12 protein-coding genes are annotated in these 14,691 nt (G+C 40.4%); 5 read left to right on the top strand and 7 right to left on the bottom strand.

Annotated features, from left to right (window positions below):
- The first annotated feature begins 15 nt into the window (after nucleotides 1-15).
- Nucleotides 16-2,595 carry an aminopeptidase N gene (gene pepN, locus JWG41_RS02315; protein WP_205268344.1) on the top strand — a complete coding sequence of 860 codons (2,580 nt, stop codon included), beginning with the start codon at nucleotides 16-18 and terminating at the stop codon, nucleotides 2,593-2,595.
- Here pepN and JWG41_RS02320 read toward each other — a convergent pair.
- The 3 genes from JWG41_RS02320 to JWG41_RS02330 are packed head-to-tail and all read right to left on the bottom strand — an operon-like array spanning nucleotide 2,592 to nucleotide 6,353.
- Entirely contained in the window at nucleotides 2,592-4,466 is a 1,875-nt protein-coding gene (locus JWG41_RS02320) for an AMP-dependent synthetase/ligase (RefSeq protein ID WP_205268345.1), read from the bottom strand. The two genes, pepN and JWG41_RS02320, sit on opposite strands and share 4 nt — an antisense overlap.
- Nucleotides 4,467-4,497: 31 nt before the next feature.
- A complete protein-coding gene (locus JWG41_RS02325; RefSeq protein WP_205268460.1) occupies nucleotides 4,498-5,940 on the bottom strand; it encodes a tetratricopeptide repeat protein in 1,443 nt (480 codons plus the stop codon).
- Between the two features lie 32 nt (nucleotides 5,941-5,972).
- Entirely contained in the window at nucleotides 5,973-6,353 is a 381-nt protein-coding gene (locus JWG41_RS02330) for a YopX family protein (RefSeq protein WP_205268346.1), read from the bottom strand.
- Between the two features lie 94 nt (nucleotides 6,354-6,447).
- On the opposite strand from JWG41_RS02330, the gene JWG41_RS02335 reads away from it, so the two are divergent.
- A complete protein-coding gene (locus tag JWG41_RS02335; protein ID WP_205268347.1) occupies nucleotides 6,448-7,221 on the top strand; it encodes a ParA family protein in 774 nt (257 codons plus the stop codon).
- Nucleotides 7,222-7,245: 24 nt separating this feature from the next.
- Here the strand turns inward: JWG41_RS02335 and JWG41_RS02340 are convergent, their stop codons facing one another.
- Nucleotides 7,246-8,610, bottom strand: a complete 1,365-nt coding sequence (locus JWG41_RS02340) for a cyclic nucleotide-binding domain-containing protein (protein ID WP_205268348.1) — start codon at nucleotides 8,608-8,610, stop codon at nucleotides 7,246-7,248.
- A gap of 79 nt (nucleotides 8,611-8,689) precedes the next feature.
- Here JWG41_RS02340 and JWG41_RS02345 point away from each other — a divergent pair, with 79 nt between their 5' ends.
- Entirely contained in the window at nucleotides 8,690-9,010 is a 321-nt protein-coding gene (locus JWG41_RS02345) for a YbaB/EbfC family nucleoid-associated protein (protein ID WP_002982683.1), read from the top strand.
- A gap of 107 nt (nucleotides 9,011-9,117) precedes the next feature.
- On the opposite strand, the gene JWG41_RS02350 is transcribed toward JWG41_RS02345, so the two are convergent.
- Nucleotides 9,118-9,849, bottom strand: coding sequence for an OmpA family protein (locus tag JWG41_RS02350; protein ID WP_205268349.1), 732 nt, complete (start codon nucleotides 9,847-9,849; stop codon nucleotides 9,118-9,120).
- Nucleotides 9,850-9,950: 101 nt separating this feature from the next.
- Nucleotides 9,951-10,799, bottom strand: coding sequence for a flagellin N-terminal helical domain-containing protein (locus JWG41_RS02355; protein WP_205268461.1), 849 nt, complete (start codon nucleotides 10,797-10,799; stop codon nucleotides 9,951-9,953).
- Nucleotides 10,800-11,003: 204 nt separating this feature from the next.
- On the opposite strand from JWG41_RS02355, the gene JWG41_RS02360 reads away from it, so the two are divergent.
- Both JWG41_RS02360 and JWG41_RS02365 read left to right on the top strand, forming a co-directional pair.
- Nucleotides 11,004-11,570, top strand: a complete 567-nt coding sequence (locus JWG41_RS02360; protein ID WP_205268350.1) for a cob(I)yrinic acid a,c-diamide adenosyltransferase — start codon at nucleotides 11,004-11,006, stop codon at nucleotides 11,568-11,570.
- On the top strand, nucleotides 11,549-12,880 hold the full coding sequence (locus tag JWG41_RS02365) for a peptide MFS transporter (RefSeq protein WP_205268351.1): 1,332 nt from the start codon (nucleotides 11,549-11,551) through the stop codon (nucleotides 12,878-12,880). Before JWG41_RS02360 ends, JWG41_RS02365 begins: the two co-directional genes overlap by 22 nt.
- A 76-nt stretch (nucleotides 12,881-12,956) precedes the next feature.
- Here the strand turns inward: JWG41_RS02365 and ptsP are convergent, their stop codons facing one another.
- On the bottom strand, nucleotides 12,957-14,684 hold the full coding sequence (ptsP, locus tag JWG41_RS02370; RefSeq protein ID WP_205268352.1) for a phosphoenolpyruvate--protein phosphotransferase: 1,728 nt from the start codon (nucleotides 14,682-14,684) through the stop codon (nucleotides 12,957-12,959).
- Between the last annotated feature and the right edge of the window lie 7 nt (nucleotides 14,685-14,691).

The raw sequence follows: 14,691 nt of genomic DNA on the forward strand, positions 1-14,691 counted from the left end.
CCTTAAAGAAGGAGGATGACGTTATCCTCCTTCTCTCCGATTCACAAACTAGAAGACTACCGCCCAAACCCATGGTTGACTCCTAAGTTAGATCTACGTTTTGATTTAGATTTGCACCTGACAGTTGTCAGGGCTGATTATGAAGTTGTCCTCCAATCAGAAAAAATCGAACCTCTCTTTTTGCATGGAGAATCTTTAGAATTTTTATCCCTTAGAATCGATGGAGCCATTGTGGATCCCGAAGATTACGAGGTTTCTCCCACTGGAATTCTCATTCCCGATCCCCCCAAAGAAAAATTTCGCCTCACTGTAGAAAATCGAATTTGTCCTGCTAAGAATACTTCTCTCGAAGGATTATATAAATCTGGTTCTATGTTGTGTACCCAAAATGAACCAGAAGGATTTCGTAAGATCGTTTATTCTATTGATAGACCAGACAATATGATGCGTTTTCGCGTGACCATTTCTGGAGAGGAAACACTTTTTCCAGTGATGTTGTCGAATGGAAATTTGGTCGGCAACAAACAACTAGAAGGTGGAAAACGAGAAGTAATTTGGGAAGATCCATTTCCAAAACCATCCTACTTATTTGCTCTTGTGGCAGGGGAATTACAAGAAACCCAAGATTCCTTTATTACAAAATCCGGAAGAGAAATTACCCTTAAGATATTCATTGAAAAAGGAAACGAGGAGAAGGTAGGTTTTGCTTTTGATTCTTTGAAAAAAGCAATGAAGTGGGATGAAGATACCTTTGGATTAGAATATGATTTAGATTTATTTATGATTGTGGCAGTGGAAGATTTCAATATGGGTGCTATGGAAAATAAGGGACTCAATCTCTTTAACGCCAAACTCGTACTCGCCAATAAAAAATCCGCTACCGATGAAAGTTTTGAAGCCATCCTTGCTGTGATTGCTCATGAATACTTTCACAATTGGACGGGAAACCGGGTCACACTCCGCAATTGGTTCAATCTAACTTTGAAAGAAGGACTCACTGTATTTCGGGACCAATGGTTTACAGAAGATATGACAGATCCTGCGGTCAAACGGATCAAAGATGTATTGTTTTTGAAAGAGTTCCAATTTCCGGAAGACCAAGGCCCCATGTCTCATCCCATCCTTCCTAAAACTTATAAGGAAATGAATAATTTTTATACAGTGACTGTATATGAAAAAGGAGCAGAAGTCATTCGGTTGATCTCGGAGCTTATCGGTCGGGAGAATTTCAAAAAAGGATTACAACTCTACCTTTCTAAATACGACGGACAAGGGGTGACCTTTGAAGAATTTGTTTCTTCTATGGAAGAAGTCATTGGTTCCTCCATTCCTTATCTTCGCAATTGGTACCACCGTAGTGGCACTCCTTTATTATCCGTCAAAGAAACTTATTCCAAAGATACAAACGAATGGATTTTGGAACTCGCCGATACTGGATCCAGCGAATATCCGTTAGTTTTTTCTAATTCTTTTGCGGTATTTGATAGGGAAGGAAGATTACTGACAGAAGAAAAACGTGTGATGTCCGGTGCCCGCGACCAGATTCGAATGCCAGCCCTTGACAACAAGGGAACGAAACCCATTGTTTCTTTGTTTCGTTCTCTTTCGAGTCCTGTGCGTTTGGATTACAAACAATCAGAAGAAGAAATCAAAATTTTAGCCAAAGTAGAAACTGATGGGGTCTCTCGATTTTTTGCCTTTCAGAATCTAATCTTTGAATGGTTTCGTCAGTCGATCCTTCTCGGGAAAGAGGAAAACTTCGAAGCCATACTAGAAACCATTGGAGAGTCCTTTGGGAGAAATTGGGATAAAACTTACCATAGTTTTTATCTTTCCTTTCCTGGACTCGCACAGATTAGCGAAAGTATCGGTTGTTATGAATTCACTAAAATTCAAAACTTAAGAGTTTGGGCCATCCAATCCATCTCTACAACCTTTACAAAAGAATTCCAAAATCTATTGGAAGAAAATCGGAAAACCATTCCTGTGCAAACCAAAGAGGAGATTGGGAAACGTCGATTGAAAAATATTGCTCTTTATTATCTTCTACATGATCCTTCTAAAAAGTTTGAACGATTGGCGGTTTTGGAACAAAGAGAAGCCAAACATATGAGCGAAGAAGTTTCTGCTATGAAGTTTCTTTTGGAAGTGGATTCCAAAGAGAAAGAGGCTTCTGTGAATTTATTTTTTGATAAATGGAAACAAGATCATTTGGTTTTGGATGTTTGGTTTGCCGCTCAGGTGGCTACCGGCGAAGACAGATGTACACTTGCGGAACGTTTAGAGAATCATCCACAGTTTAACATTCGTAATCCGAATAAGGTTCGGTCTTTGTACTTTAGTTTGGCAAGAAATCCACTTACATTTCATAAACAAGATGGAAGTGGGTATATCTTTCTCGCAGAACGAATCAAAAGATTGAATGAAATCAATCCGCAAATGGCCGCAGCTCTCACAAAACTTTTTTCCCCTGTTTCGAAACAAAAAGGGGATTTGCCAAAGATTGCCAAAAAAGAATTGGAAGGTTTGTCTAACCTCCCCAACCTTTCTAAGGAACTGGGGGAAGTTGTGGGAACCATTCTTAATTCACTTTAGTTGTACATTGATTTGATGAGATCTTTGTATTTGTCGTGAATGATGTTTCTTTTCATTTTAAAAAGATTGGTGAGTTCATCTCCCACTTCCATGGCTTTCGGTAAAAACCGGAAGTCAGAGAGTTTCTCAAAAGATTTAAATCCATTTTCTGAAGATATTTGTTTTTTGATGATATTTTGATAATACAATCGGACTTCTTTGTTTTGGTTTAGGTCTTCGCCTTCTTTGGGATTTAGACCTGCTTCTTTCATCCGATCTTTATCCGGCCAAACGAGAGCCGTGAGTGACTTTTGGTCTTGGCCGACTACAATCACTTGGTTGATGAGAGCATTTTCTAAAAGTAGATTTTCGATGGGAACTGGCTCTACGTTTTCACCACCTAGTAATACAATGGTATCTTTGACACGGCCACGAACAGAAAGTGTATCGTTAAAGGAAATGAATCCAAGGTCTCCTGTATTCATCCAACCGTCGTTGATCGTCTTCGCAGTGGCTTCTTCATTTTTGTAGTAGCCTTTCATGACCTGAGGCCCTTTGATATGGATGACACCCATTTTCCCTTTCGGAACAGATTCCCCTTGTTCATTGACTATTTTAACAGCCGTTCCATCTGGCCATTTTCCCACCGATCCTTGAACTACCTTTCCTACAGAACGAACGGAAATGATGGGAGCACATTCGGTCATTCCATAACCTTCATAAACTGGGATTCCGATCACGTTAAAAAACTCATCCACATGAGCGGGAAGGGCTCCCCCACCAGATATAGTTCCTGTTAGGTGGCCACCCAATACATCCCGAATTTTGGAAAACACAAGTCCATCTAAAACCTTAGCGAGTAAATACAAATTCAAAACATATCCAAGGGATACTGCTGTGTTCTTTGCTCGTTCAAATGGAGATTCTTCTTTGGTAAGGAGTTTGTTTCCAGCTAGATAGTCTTGTCCGTCTTTGAACTTTTTACAAATATCATAAGCGAAATCAAAAAGTTTGCGTTTGTTTTCCGGTGCCTTCTCTAACTTCTGTTTGATGCCAAGGTATAGGTTTTCCCAGAGCCTGGGAGCGGAAGCCATAAAACTAGGTTTGATTTTTTGAAAGTCGTCTCGCAGATCCCGAATGTTGGTATAAGCGATGGAGGCTCCTTCTGCAATGATCGCATAGTCGATGGCACGTTCAAAGATATGCCAAACAGGAAGAATGGAAAGAGTGCGATCGGAACTCTTTAATCCCACTCGGGCGGGAACTTTTACCACGTTGTAGACCATATTTTGGTGGGAGAGCATCACACCTTTCGGCATTCCTGTGGTTCCTGAAGTATAAATGATGGTAAATAGGTCGTCCGGTTTGACTTGTTTGGACCGGAGTTCAAGTGATGGTAAGTTTTTACGAAGTGGTTCGCCATCGGCAATCAGTGTATCCATGGGGATCGCTAAGTTGTCTTTGGATTTGAATCCTGGATCTAAGATGATGACCTTTTCTACTTTGGTATTGGAAAGGACAGGTTTCAAACTATCGTATAGTTTTTCGTGTTCTACAAAACAATACTTACTTTCTGAGTGGCTGAGGATGTATTCAATTTCTTGTGCTGTCGAGTCGGAACCACGAGGAACATTGATGGCTCCGTTTAACAGAGTGGCGATGTCGGCAATGGCCCATTCGGTTCTGTTGTCTGCCATAAGGCCCACTCGGTCTCCCGGTTGGAGGCCCAATTGTAAAAGAGAGAGGGCTAAGTTTTCCGCTTTGTGAAAGATATCTGAGAAGGTACGACCAATAAAGTTTTTTCCCGCATCCTTTCCAAGGAACATTTCCTTGGATCCATAAGTCCGGTTTGCATAATAAAAAACATCATTCAGGGTCGTAAAATTTTTCATTGATCGTGTATTCTCCGTAGGAGAACGACTATCATTGTTTTTTTTGTTTATTCAAGTAATATTTTCTTTTGTGCGTTTTCCCGTTAGGGGATTCAAAGAATCGTTCAAAGAAAGGATCGGAATCCATTTGTTCCATCAAATCAAAATCATACAATAAGGCTTGGTGGGTCCAAAGATTTCCTTCTTGTTCTCTGTTTGTGGCAAAGGAGGCTCTGCCTAATTTGTAGTAAACTACTGGTAAAAATTCACGTTCCCCACCGAGGATTTGTGCTCGTTTTAAATTGGTATAGGCATCCTCATAACGTCCAAGACTCATTTCACAGGAACCTCTATAGTAGAAGAGAAAAAAACGAGGGTAGGCTGTGAGTCGGCGACTATTCAATTTTTCTAAACTGGCCAAACAAGAGTTAGGGTCTTTATCCATAAATTGAGAATAGGCCAAATTCATTAAAATTTCTGGACTGATCTCGCCGTGGGTTTTGCGATAAATTTCAGCTGTTTTTTGGTAACTATCTTTAGCTGTTTTATAATCCCCAATTACATATAAATAATAATAAGATTTGTAGATGAGTACATCCAAAGAATCGGATTCACAAGCTCTATAAGAAAAAAACTCATCTAAGGTTTTGGTAAAAGAAACAAAATCTCTTTCGTTGTATTCGATGTTTGCAATTTTTTTTAAGAGAGAACAGGTTCGGGAAGTTCCATTGGATACTTCCTTTTTGTATTCTTTTAGAGATTTTCGATACGCTTTTAAAGCCTCAGTAAACTTTTGGTGAGATTCTAACTCGATGGCTTCTCTTTCTTCTTTTTCACCCACTCCTTCGCAGTAGGATTCTTTTCCATTTTCATAATGACAAATTCGCTCTCGAAATCCATTTTCATTGGAATCGTATTCTACCCGAACCAGTTGGCAATTTTTGAAATACCACCATTCATCCATGGCACCGAAATCATTTTTATCTTTTGTGATTTCTTTGGGGCAACCTGATTGAGAGTAATAAGTGAAACTATCTTTTTTGCCGTTTTTGGTTTCGTCCTCTTCGGTTAAAAACAATTGTCCTTTGGAATCATAATAATCCCAACGATAAGGGAAAAATTCTTCCTCGTTCAAAAAGAAAGAAAGTTTCAAAAGAGAACTTCCTTCCTTCCAACCCGAAAAACAAGAAAAGGAAAGTTTTCCGCTGAGGAAGTTTTGCGCCGGATCTCCGTATAAATCGGTTAGGTGAGATCTGATGTCTTCTTTGAATCGGGGGTAAGGGTAGTTTGTATGATACTTATCCAAATACTTTTGGCAGAACCAAAAAACTTCATGGTTGAGAGATTCTTTATGAAGGATTCCCGGAATTTCACCACCCAATCGAAAACTAAATCGTTTGGGGCTATGGTCAGAAATTTCGAATTTTTCTTTTGTGTTTTGAACTGCTTTCCAATAATCCTCTAAGAGATTGGCACTTAAAGGAAAACAAAACAAAACTAAGGTTGTGAAACTTAAGTATAAAAATCTCAAGATTTACTTTTTAGATACAAATCGAACAAAATGGGATTTTCGTAAGGGTTTCCTACTTTGCGGATAGAAAATAATTGGAGGAGCGGTGGTCCATTTTCTATGTAAAAAGCACCGTGTTCATTGTTGTACCGTATAATGCCTGTATGTTGGGTTAAATTTCCCCCTTTGGCAACGGTATGTTCGATGATGTCTTCTTCGAATAAGTCTTTGTCGTATTTGTCTTTTAAACCGGTAAAACTATTAACAATATAATTGTCTTCGTTAGGGATGGGTTGTCCAAATTTCAAAAGTTTCCCTTCGAGGGTTAGACTAAAGCCTTTCTGAGTGAATTCTTTTTCTTGTTTGTCCCAAACTCGGAACCGAATTGTGAATGCCATAACTGAACCCAAATTAAGTACTACGAAGTCCTTTCCAAGGAAAATTCAAAAAAAATCAGTGGCCAAAGGAAGAATTCAGAGAATTCTATGCCCCATGAAGGTCATCTCTGTTTCCAATATTAAGGGGGGAAGTGGGAAATCCACGACGGCAGCCCACTTGGCCTGTGCTCTTGCCCGGCGAGGAAAAACCCTGGTTGTAGATATGGACATGCAAGGGGACTTGACTGACTACTGTTTGCCCGATTTGGATCTCGCAAAGTTGGAAGAATCCAATGTCATGACGGTTTTACTCGGAATGAAACGGATGACAGATTGCATTCGCGAAACCAAACAATTCGATGTTTTGCCTTCCACTCTCAGTTTGGCCAAACTCACCAAATACAATCCCGATTCCAGTAGCCTTTGTTTGCAATTCAAACGTGCTTTAGACGAGGTTCGTAGTATATATAAATTTGTGATTATCGATACTCCAGGTTCTGCCAAACATGAACTCACCACTGCCATTTATAATTCTGAACTCATTCTGATTCCTGTAACTCCGAGTAAGTGGACGATCCGTGCAGTGAATTTGCTTCTAGATGAAATCACACAAACAGAAACTATTTTTAGCCAAAAGAAAAAAACTGCCTTTGTTCCCTCTTGGTTTGGCCCTTCCAAAAAACATAGAGAACTTCTCGAACGGCTCAAACAAATTGAAGAGATTCCTTGTTTGGGAGAGATTCCCAAATCAGAATCCATCAAAACCAAAACAGAAAAACAAGAACCATTAAAGAAAGATAGCAATGCTTGGCATGCCTTTGATCGTTTGGCAGACGAATCCATTTCCCTTGTGGATCCTGAAAATTCGATTCTTTCGCTAAAACCTTAATTATAGAATCCTATTTAACTAAGATTAGGTTTTTGTTTTTTGAATTCGTTTAGTCGATTGGCTTTTTTTACGTTCCTTGGCAATGTTTTGGATGTGTTTGGCAAACCCTGGATGGTGTTTTAGGATTTCTGCGAACCTATCTTTTCCTAAGGTATACACATCACAATAAGATCCTGCTTTGATCGTTGCGGTTCGCAAAGAATCATCTATCAAACTCATTTCTCCAAAAAAAGATCCAGAGTTCAGAGTGGCGAGTAACTCACCCGATTTTTCTTTGAGTACTTCCACATGACCTTTGGATAGAAAATACATATTGTGCGGAACATCGCCCTCTTTAAAAATGATATCTCCCTTCATATAGAAGGCTGGCTTTAATTCCAAAACCACTTCTCTTTTTAATTCTTCCGGAGCATTTTTAAAAAAGGGAACTACGGAAATCAAATGGTTGTGCAAAAAAAGTGACACATCAATTTTAATTCCGGAAGGAAGGTTGTCCCAAATTTCTGTTTCATCAATCCCGTGTTTGTTTTCCCAAAGATTGACATAGTAGGAACGAATGCGATTAGCGAGGTGGGGTGGTAGTTTTTTATATTTAATGAAACTATCTATGGTGTTTAGTTTTTCTTGAAAGGTAACACGGGAGACATCTAGGTTCGATAATAGTGTAGCAATATTACCAATCACATAACCATAAATACCGACTCCTAAAATCATCACACCCATTGTATATACCGTCTGTTTGTTGGTTATGGGAGTGATGTCTCCATAACCAATAGTGGTAAGAGTGGTCACAGACCAGTAGAGGGCTCGGATGTATCTTGTTGTTATATCTTTGTCTGGTAAAAATTCAGGACCCAGTTGGATCCAACCGCAAGCCACCCAGTGGGCAAATAGACTTGTCCAATACACAAAGAAGATTAGGCGGAAGGTCATGGGGTTGATCACTTCTACCAATTTGAACCGGTCATCCGAGTCCGCACCGAGGGCAAGGAGGCGGAGTGATTTGAATAGTTCAAAGACACGAACCGACCTCAATAGCCGCAAAATTTTTAAGCTATCAGTCACTCCAAAGTATTGAAAGAAAAATCCACCAAAAAGATCGAAGGGAAAAGCAGATAAAAAATCGATGAGGAACCAGGTACGTAAGTAGGTTTTGGTAACAATCTTGCGATTGTGAATCAGAAGGCGGTCTTTTAGAATCGCCGTATTAAAATTCAAAATGACATCGATCCCAAATACAATTTGGATGAACCGTTCGAAGTAATTGACCCCGGCGGAAAGTTTATAATGAAAGACCAGTCGAATCGGAACTTCTATGGCGAAGTAAGTGATACAAATAAAAACAAAAAGATCCCAGATTCGTTTGTATGGAGAATTGGGATGGATCATAGATTCAGTATCGACAAAGACATGTTTTATATTTGCCTTCTTTTAAAGAAAAATAATCCTGAAAGGAAAAGAGGTGCTTATGTTCGGTGGAGCGGGCGGAAACAAGTTTGATATGCTCAAACAGATGAAAAAGATGAGATCGCAGGTGAAAACCATGGAAAAGGAACTTGCCGGTCTCAATTTTGTAGGAATTTCCAAAAACAAACTTCTATCTGTGACTTTGGATGGAAAATTCCAAATGAAATCCATTCAAATCGAAGATGAATTGATTGATAAAAAAGATAAAAATCTTCTAGAAAAGTCCATCCAAGAAGCCTATACCAAGGCCTTACAGGATGCGCAGGCTGGGGCCGCAAAACAGATGCAAGCTATGGGTGGATTCCCTGGTCTTGGAATGTAACTCGAATCATTCTAGATCTTAAAATAGAAAAGCCTACAAAAATGTAGGCTTACTAAAACAACCAAAGGGATCCAGAATCGGATCCCTTTTTTTATGTCTTAAAACTCTTAGCTTGCTGGAACGATTTCTACTTCCACACGTCGGTTGGATCCGTCTTTTGGATCTACACCTTTGATAGGAGTCGTAGAACCTAGTCCTTGAACGGTTCCAATTCGTTTTCCTTCCACACCGTTTTCAGTGATTGCATTCTTTGCAGTCACAGCGCGGTCTTGAGACAATCTTTGGTTTAGATCTTCTGCACCGGTTCGGTTCGCGTGGCCAGAGATATTGATTTTAGTTTCTGGGTAAGCTGCAAGTGCTTCTGCCAGTTTGTCAATGTTCTCTTTTCCTTTTCCTTTAAGGTCTGCCTTTCCATCTTCGAAAGCAATTCCGCCATCCATAGTTGCTGTGAGAGCCACTGTTTCGCCGCCTCTTTCGCTTTTTTCAAGAGTGATTCCTTGTTTTTTCATCTCTTCCGCCATGTTGTCGTACATAGTGTTGAGATAAAAACCAGTTCCAAGTCCTGCCAAACAACCAGCACCAAGACCAACAATCTTACCTTTGTTTTGCGGTTTCTTTTTTTCTAATGCCAAAGAAGATTTGATTTGTCTTTGGATGTCGTTCTTTTTGTCTTTTGAATCTTTTTTTCTTTGTGCTTCATCATAAACGGCACCGAGTGCAAGACCAACTCCGCAACCGATGGAAGTACTAAGAATTAGCCTTTTTGTGTTTTCGGATAGTCCACATGATATAGTGGAAAGTAATGATAGGGAAAGAAGTCCCGAGATGATTTGTTTCAAAGTTAATGTCCTCGCTTACACTCTTCTGTGAAGTATAAGGACAAAGTTTGAAGAAATCCTCCCTGTTTGCAAGGAGGATTTCCGTTTCTTTTTCGGTCGGATTAGTATCTGTCCGTGAGGAGTTTTACTACGGATTCCGGTCGAAGGTTCGCTTGTGCAAGCATTGCCACACCTGATTTGGTTAGGATTTGGTTTCTGGAATATTCTACCATTTCCGTTGCCATGTCGGCATCCCTTACTTGCGATTCAGAAGAAACAATGTTCACATAGTTGTTACTCAGTGATTTCAAAGTTAAATCCAATCGGTTGTAATAGGCACCTAGGTCAGACCGGAGTCGGTTGACTTTGGTGATGGCATCATCCAAAACCTGGAGTGAATCGGAAGCTTTGTTTGGAGTTGAGAGAGTCAACTTGTTTCCCGCTTGTTTCAGTTTGAGGGAAGAACTGGTCATCGTATTGATGTAGAGTTCTATTTTCTCTGAACCGTTTGCACCCACTTGTAATGTCATTGGATTTTTAGAGGAACGTGAAAACCTTCCATCCAATGGTTTGACTTTGTTAAACTCAGCAGAAGTTCCGATCCTTTCCACTTCTTCCACAAGTTGAGATACTTCTAACTGGACAAGTTTTCTGTCTTCGTTAGAATAAATCCCGTTTGAAGATTGAACGGAAAGTTCGCGTAACCTCTGTAAGATCGAGTTTACTTGATCCAAAGATCCTTCGGTGACTTGGAGGAACGACATACCATCCTGGGTATTTCGTTCTGCTTGGCCGAGGCCCCGAATTTGTGATCTTAGTTTTTCGGACACAGCAAATCCCAGAGAATCATCCCCTGGTCTATTGATTCGCATACCCGTTGCTAGGTGCTCCATGGACTTGTCCATGTCACGACCGGTGTTTGTGAGCGCCCGTTTCGCAACTAGCGCGCTGATGTTGTGATTGATAATCATTGTCACACCCTCCTGTGTGTCCATGACCCGCTTGTTTCCCTACATGCGGAGAAAAGTAAAAACCACTGTCCCGGGTATCCGTTCCCATCGAGAAGATAAGGGGTTGCCTTCCCTTGGTTCTTCCGTGAATTTTGCCTTTCCAGAATATTCTATACCAAAAAACTTAAGCCTGTAAAGAAATTTTAGAGCTTAAGGAGTCGGAAATTGAAAATCTACACCAAATTTGGCGATGGTGGCCAGACCTACCTTGCCTCCGGAATCAAGGTTTCCAAAACAGATCGTAGGGTAGACCTCTACGGAAGTTGTGATGAATTGAATAGCACCATTGGCCTTGCTCTTTCTTTTACCAAAGATCTAAACTTAGAAACCGAATTTCTCGATTATGTAAAAAACATCCAAAGTTTTCTTTTTGAAATTGGTTCCGAGCTTGCCGGTTATGTGCCGCGGGAATCCAAGGAAGGAACAGTCGTTTTGCGATCTGATGTAGAAAGTTTGGAAAAGGAAATCGACCGCCTGATGGAAGTTCTTCCAGAAATTAAGTTTTTTATTTTGCCTGCGGGAAGTCCTACCTCAAGTGCCCTTCATATGGCTCGTACCATTTGTCGGCGTTTAGAAAGAGACCTTCTGGTTTACATTGAGTCTGGTGGGGAGATCCATTCTGACTTACGAATTTATATCAATCGACTCTCTGATTATCTTTTTGCGGCGGCGCGGTTTGTTAATTTTTCTATAGGACAAGAGGAAACTATTTGGAAAAGCAGAACCAAATAGAAGCTCATATGCATCCCAAGGGAATCACACCTCTTTTTCTTACGGAAATGTGGGAAAGACTCAGTTATTATGGAATGCGAGCACTTCTTGTTTTGTATTTGGTGAAGTCACTTGGATTTTCTGATGTGGATGCCGGTGCTGTGTATGCATTTTATACTAGTTTTGTATATCTAACGCCTGTTCTCGGGGGATACCTCACCGACCGGTTCCTGAGTTACAAATTTTCAATTTATCTCGGAAGTTTTCTGATGTTTTGCGGGCATATCTCGCTTGCTTTTTCTGATTTATCTTTTTTCTATTTAGGTCTTGTTTTATTAGCCCTCGGAAATGGTTTTTTTAAACCCAATATGTCTACCATCTTTGGAAGATTATACGCAGGAAAACCGGGACTTCGAGATAGTGGATTTACCATTTTTTATATGGGAATCAATTTGGGTGGTCTTATCGGTCCTATCGTCTGCGGGAGTTTAGGCGAACGAGTGGATTGGCATTTGGGTTTTTTATCGGCAGGCCTTGGAATGGCTATCGGAATGGTTGTATTTTATTTCGGTAGCAAACGCCTACCCAATACCATTTGGGAAAAACAAAGGGATTTGGGAGGAACTTTAGCCAATACGACAAACGATTCCCAAACAAAACCGAAGATTCTACTCATTGTTCTTCTCTCCTTTTTTAGTATCTTCTTTTGGATGGCTTTTGAACAAATGGGATCTTCTCTCAATCTATTTGCCTTACGTAATACCGATAGGTCTTTGTTTGGTGTAGAAATTCCTGCATCGGTTTTACAATCCATCAATCCACTCTTTATCTTGTTATTTGGTCCGATTGTTTCGACTCTTTGGGCAAGGCTTGCCAAACGAGATCAAAATCCCAATCCTGTTTTGAAATTTGTTTTCAGTTTGATACTCCTTGGAATCGGATTTTTGGTGATGGTGGTCGCAGCAAAGTATGCAGAAACAGGCATTGCTGTTTCGATTCTATTTTTGGTTTTTGTTTATTTTTGGAATACCTTAAGTGAACTTTGTCTTTCTCCAGTGGGACTTTCCTTTGTGAGTCATATGGCACCGGTAAAATACGCATCTCTTCTTATGGGGATTTGGTTTTTATCCAATGCCTTTGGGCACTACGCAGCAGGAATCCTTTCTGGATATCAAAACCGATGGGGAAGTATGACAAACTTCTACGGCTTTTTTGTTCTTTGTTCTTGGTTTGGAGCCATTCTTTTGTATGGAATCTATTCTTTGAAAAAGAAATCCATTTTAGCTTTGTTAAAAGGGAAGGAAGAAGAAAGAATCATTCCTGTTGCTTAACAAAAAACAAAACCAATGAATCCGTTGGTTTTATAAGTTCTTAGTTAGATCCTGTCTATTGATTTTCGATTTACCATTAGCCCTTGGTTTCTAAAACCAAGGCTTCTATTTCATCAAATTTTTCTTCACCGGCAAGGTTGATCACTTGTTCGGCGAGTAGTTTTGCTTTCCAACTGGAAATCTCCTGTACTTTTTCACCGACTTCTCTCATCAGAGGCAAAGCAGAACTCAAATCCCGAAATCCAAGCCCAATGAGAACTGCGGTAAACATGGGATCACTTCCAATCTCTCCACAGATACTAATGGGTTTCTTTTGTGAATTGGCCACATCGGCAATATTCTTTAGAAGTAACAAAAACACCACTTGCCAAGGATTGTATAGATCTCCCACCAAATGGTTGTTCCGTTCCACGGCCAAAAGATACTGTAAAAGGTCGTTGGTTCCCACACTATAAAAGTCTACATGATTTCCAAGAAAGGGAAGGTTGAGCGCACAGGCAGGAGTTTCTACCATAATCCCTAAGGGAATTTTTTTGGTGATCGAAAGCCCTGTGGTTTTTAACTCTTCCAAACATTCGGCAAACAATACTTTGGTTTGTAAAATTTCAGACCTGGTGGTGATCATCGGAAGCATGATGCGCATGGTTCCAAATTCGCTGGCACGAAGCAGGGCTCTTAATTGTTCCTTAAAAAAATGCGGATGGCGAAGAAGGTAACGAATCCCTCGGTTTCCGAGAAAGGGATTGGCCTCTTCATATCCATTCTCCATTTTATCTGCCCCGATATCCCAAACTCGAAAAGTTACAGGCCGGCCTACCATCTTTAGTAGAATTCGTTTGTAGACTGCAAACTGTTCTTCTTCCGTGGGTTTGAATTCTACATAACGAATGAAAAGGATTTCGGTTCTGACAAGTCCAATCCCATCGGCTCCTTGTTCAAAGGCCAGATCCACTTCATCTTCCGAATCAATATTAGCACGAAGGGAAAACTTTTTCCCATCTTTGGTTTTGATTTCTTTTGGCCCATCACTGATTTCACGAATCGGTTGGACTTTATGAATTTCGCTTCTGATTCCAGCTAGTTTGATTTCATCAATCCCTGGAGAGCGGTTGAGGATTCCTTTCGTGGCATCTAACAAAATGTAGTCGTCGTCTTCTACATGTGAGGTGATATTTTTTAAACCCACAATGGTGGGGATTCCATAATTTCTCGCAATGATGGCAGTGTGACCAGTTTTCCCACCAAAGTCTGTGGCAATTCCTCGGAGGCGTGATTTTCCGAGTTGGATCATTTCCGAAGGAGTGATCTCACGTGCGATGAGGATGACATCTTCTGGAATTTTGGTTTGGTCGGCTAGTTTATCGGGATAAAGATTGGACTCAATTCGTTTGCCGATGTCCAAAATATGGTCGGCCCGTTCCCGAAAGAATTCATCAGGGATGGATTGGAATTCGTCGTATAACGAACTAACTGCGGTTTCCAGAGCAAGGCCCGCCGATTCATTGTTTTGTGCAATTCGTTCAAAAACCCGGGCACGAAATAGGGGATCATTCAAAAAGACAATTTGGGATTCTAAGATTTCTGAAAGTTCGCGATTTGTTTTTGATTTTTGGACGAGGTCGGCAAGATCATCCTCGGTTTTTTGTAGGCCTTTTTTTAAGAGTTCTACTTCTTCTCTGATTTCATCGGGAGATAGATCCGTGCGGTCTTCTCGTTTTCGTTTGGATTGTTTCCAACGAAAAACCTTGCCATAAACTGTGCCTGGATAGGCAGAAATGCCTTTGAATGTGGTTTTTTCTTCCATCCGTCCC

This window comes from Leptospira chreensis (assembly GCF_016919165.1).
GTDB lineage: Bacteria > Spirochaetota > Leptospiria > Leptospirales > Leptospiraceae > Leptospira_A > Leptospira_A chreensis.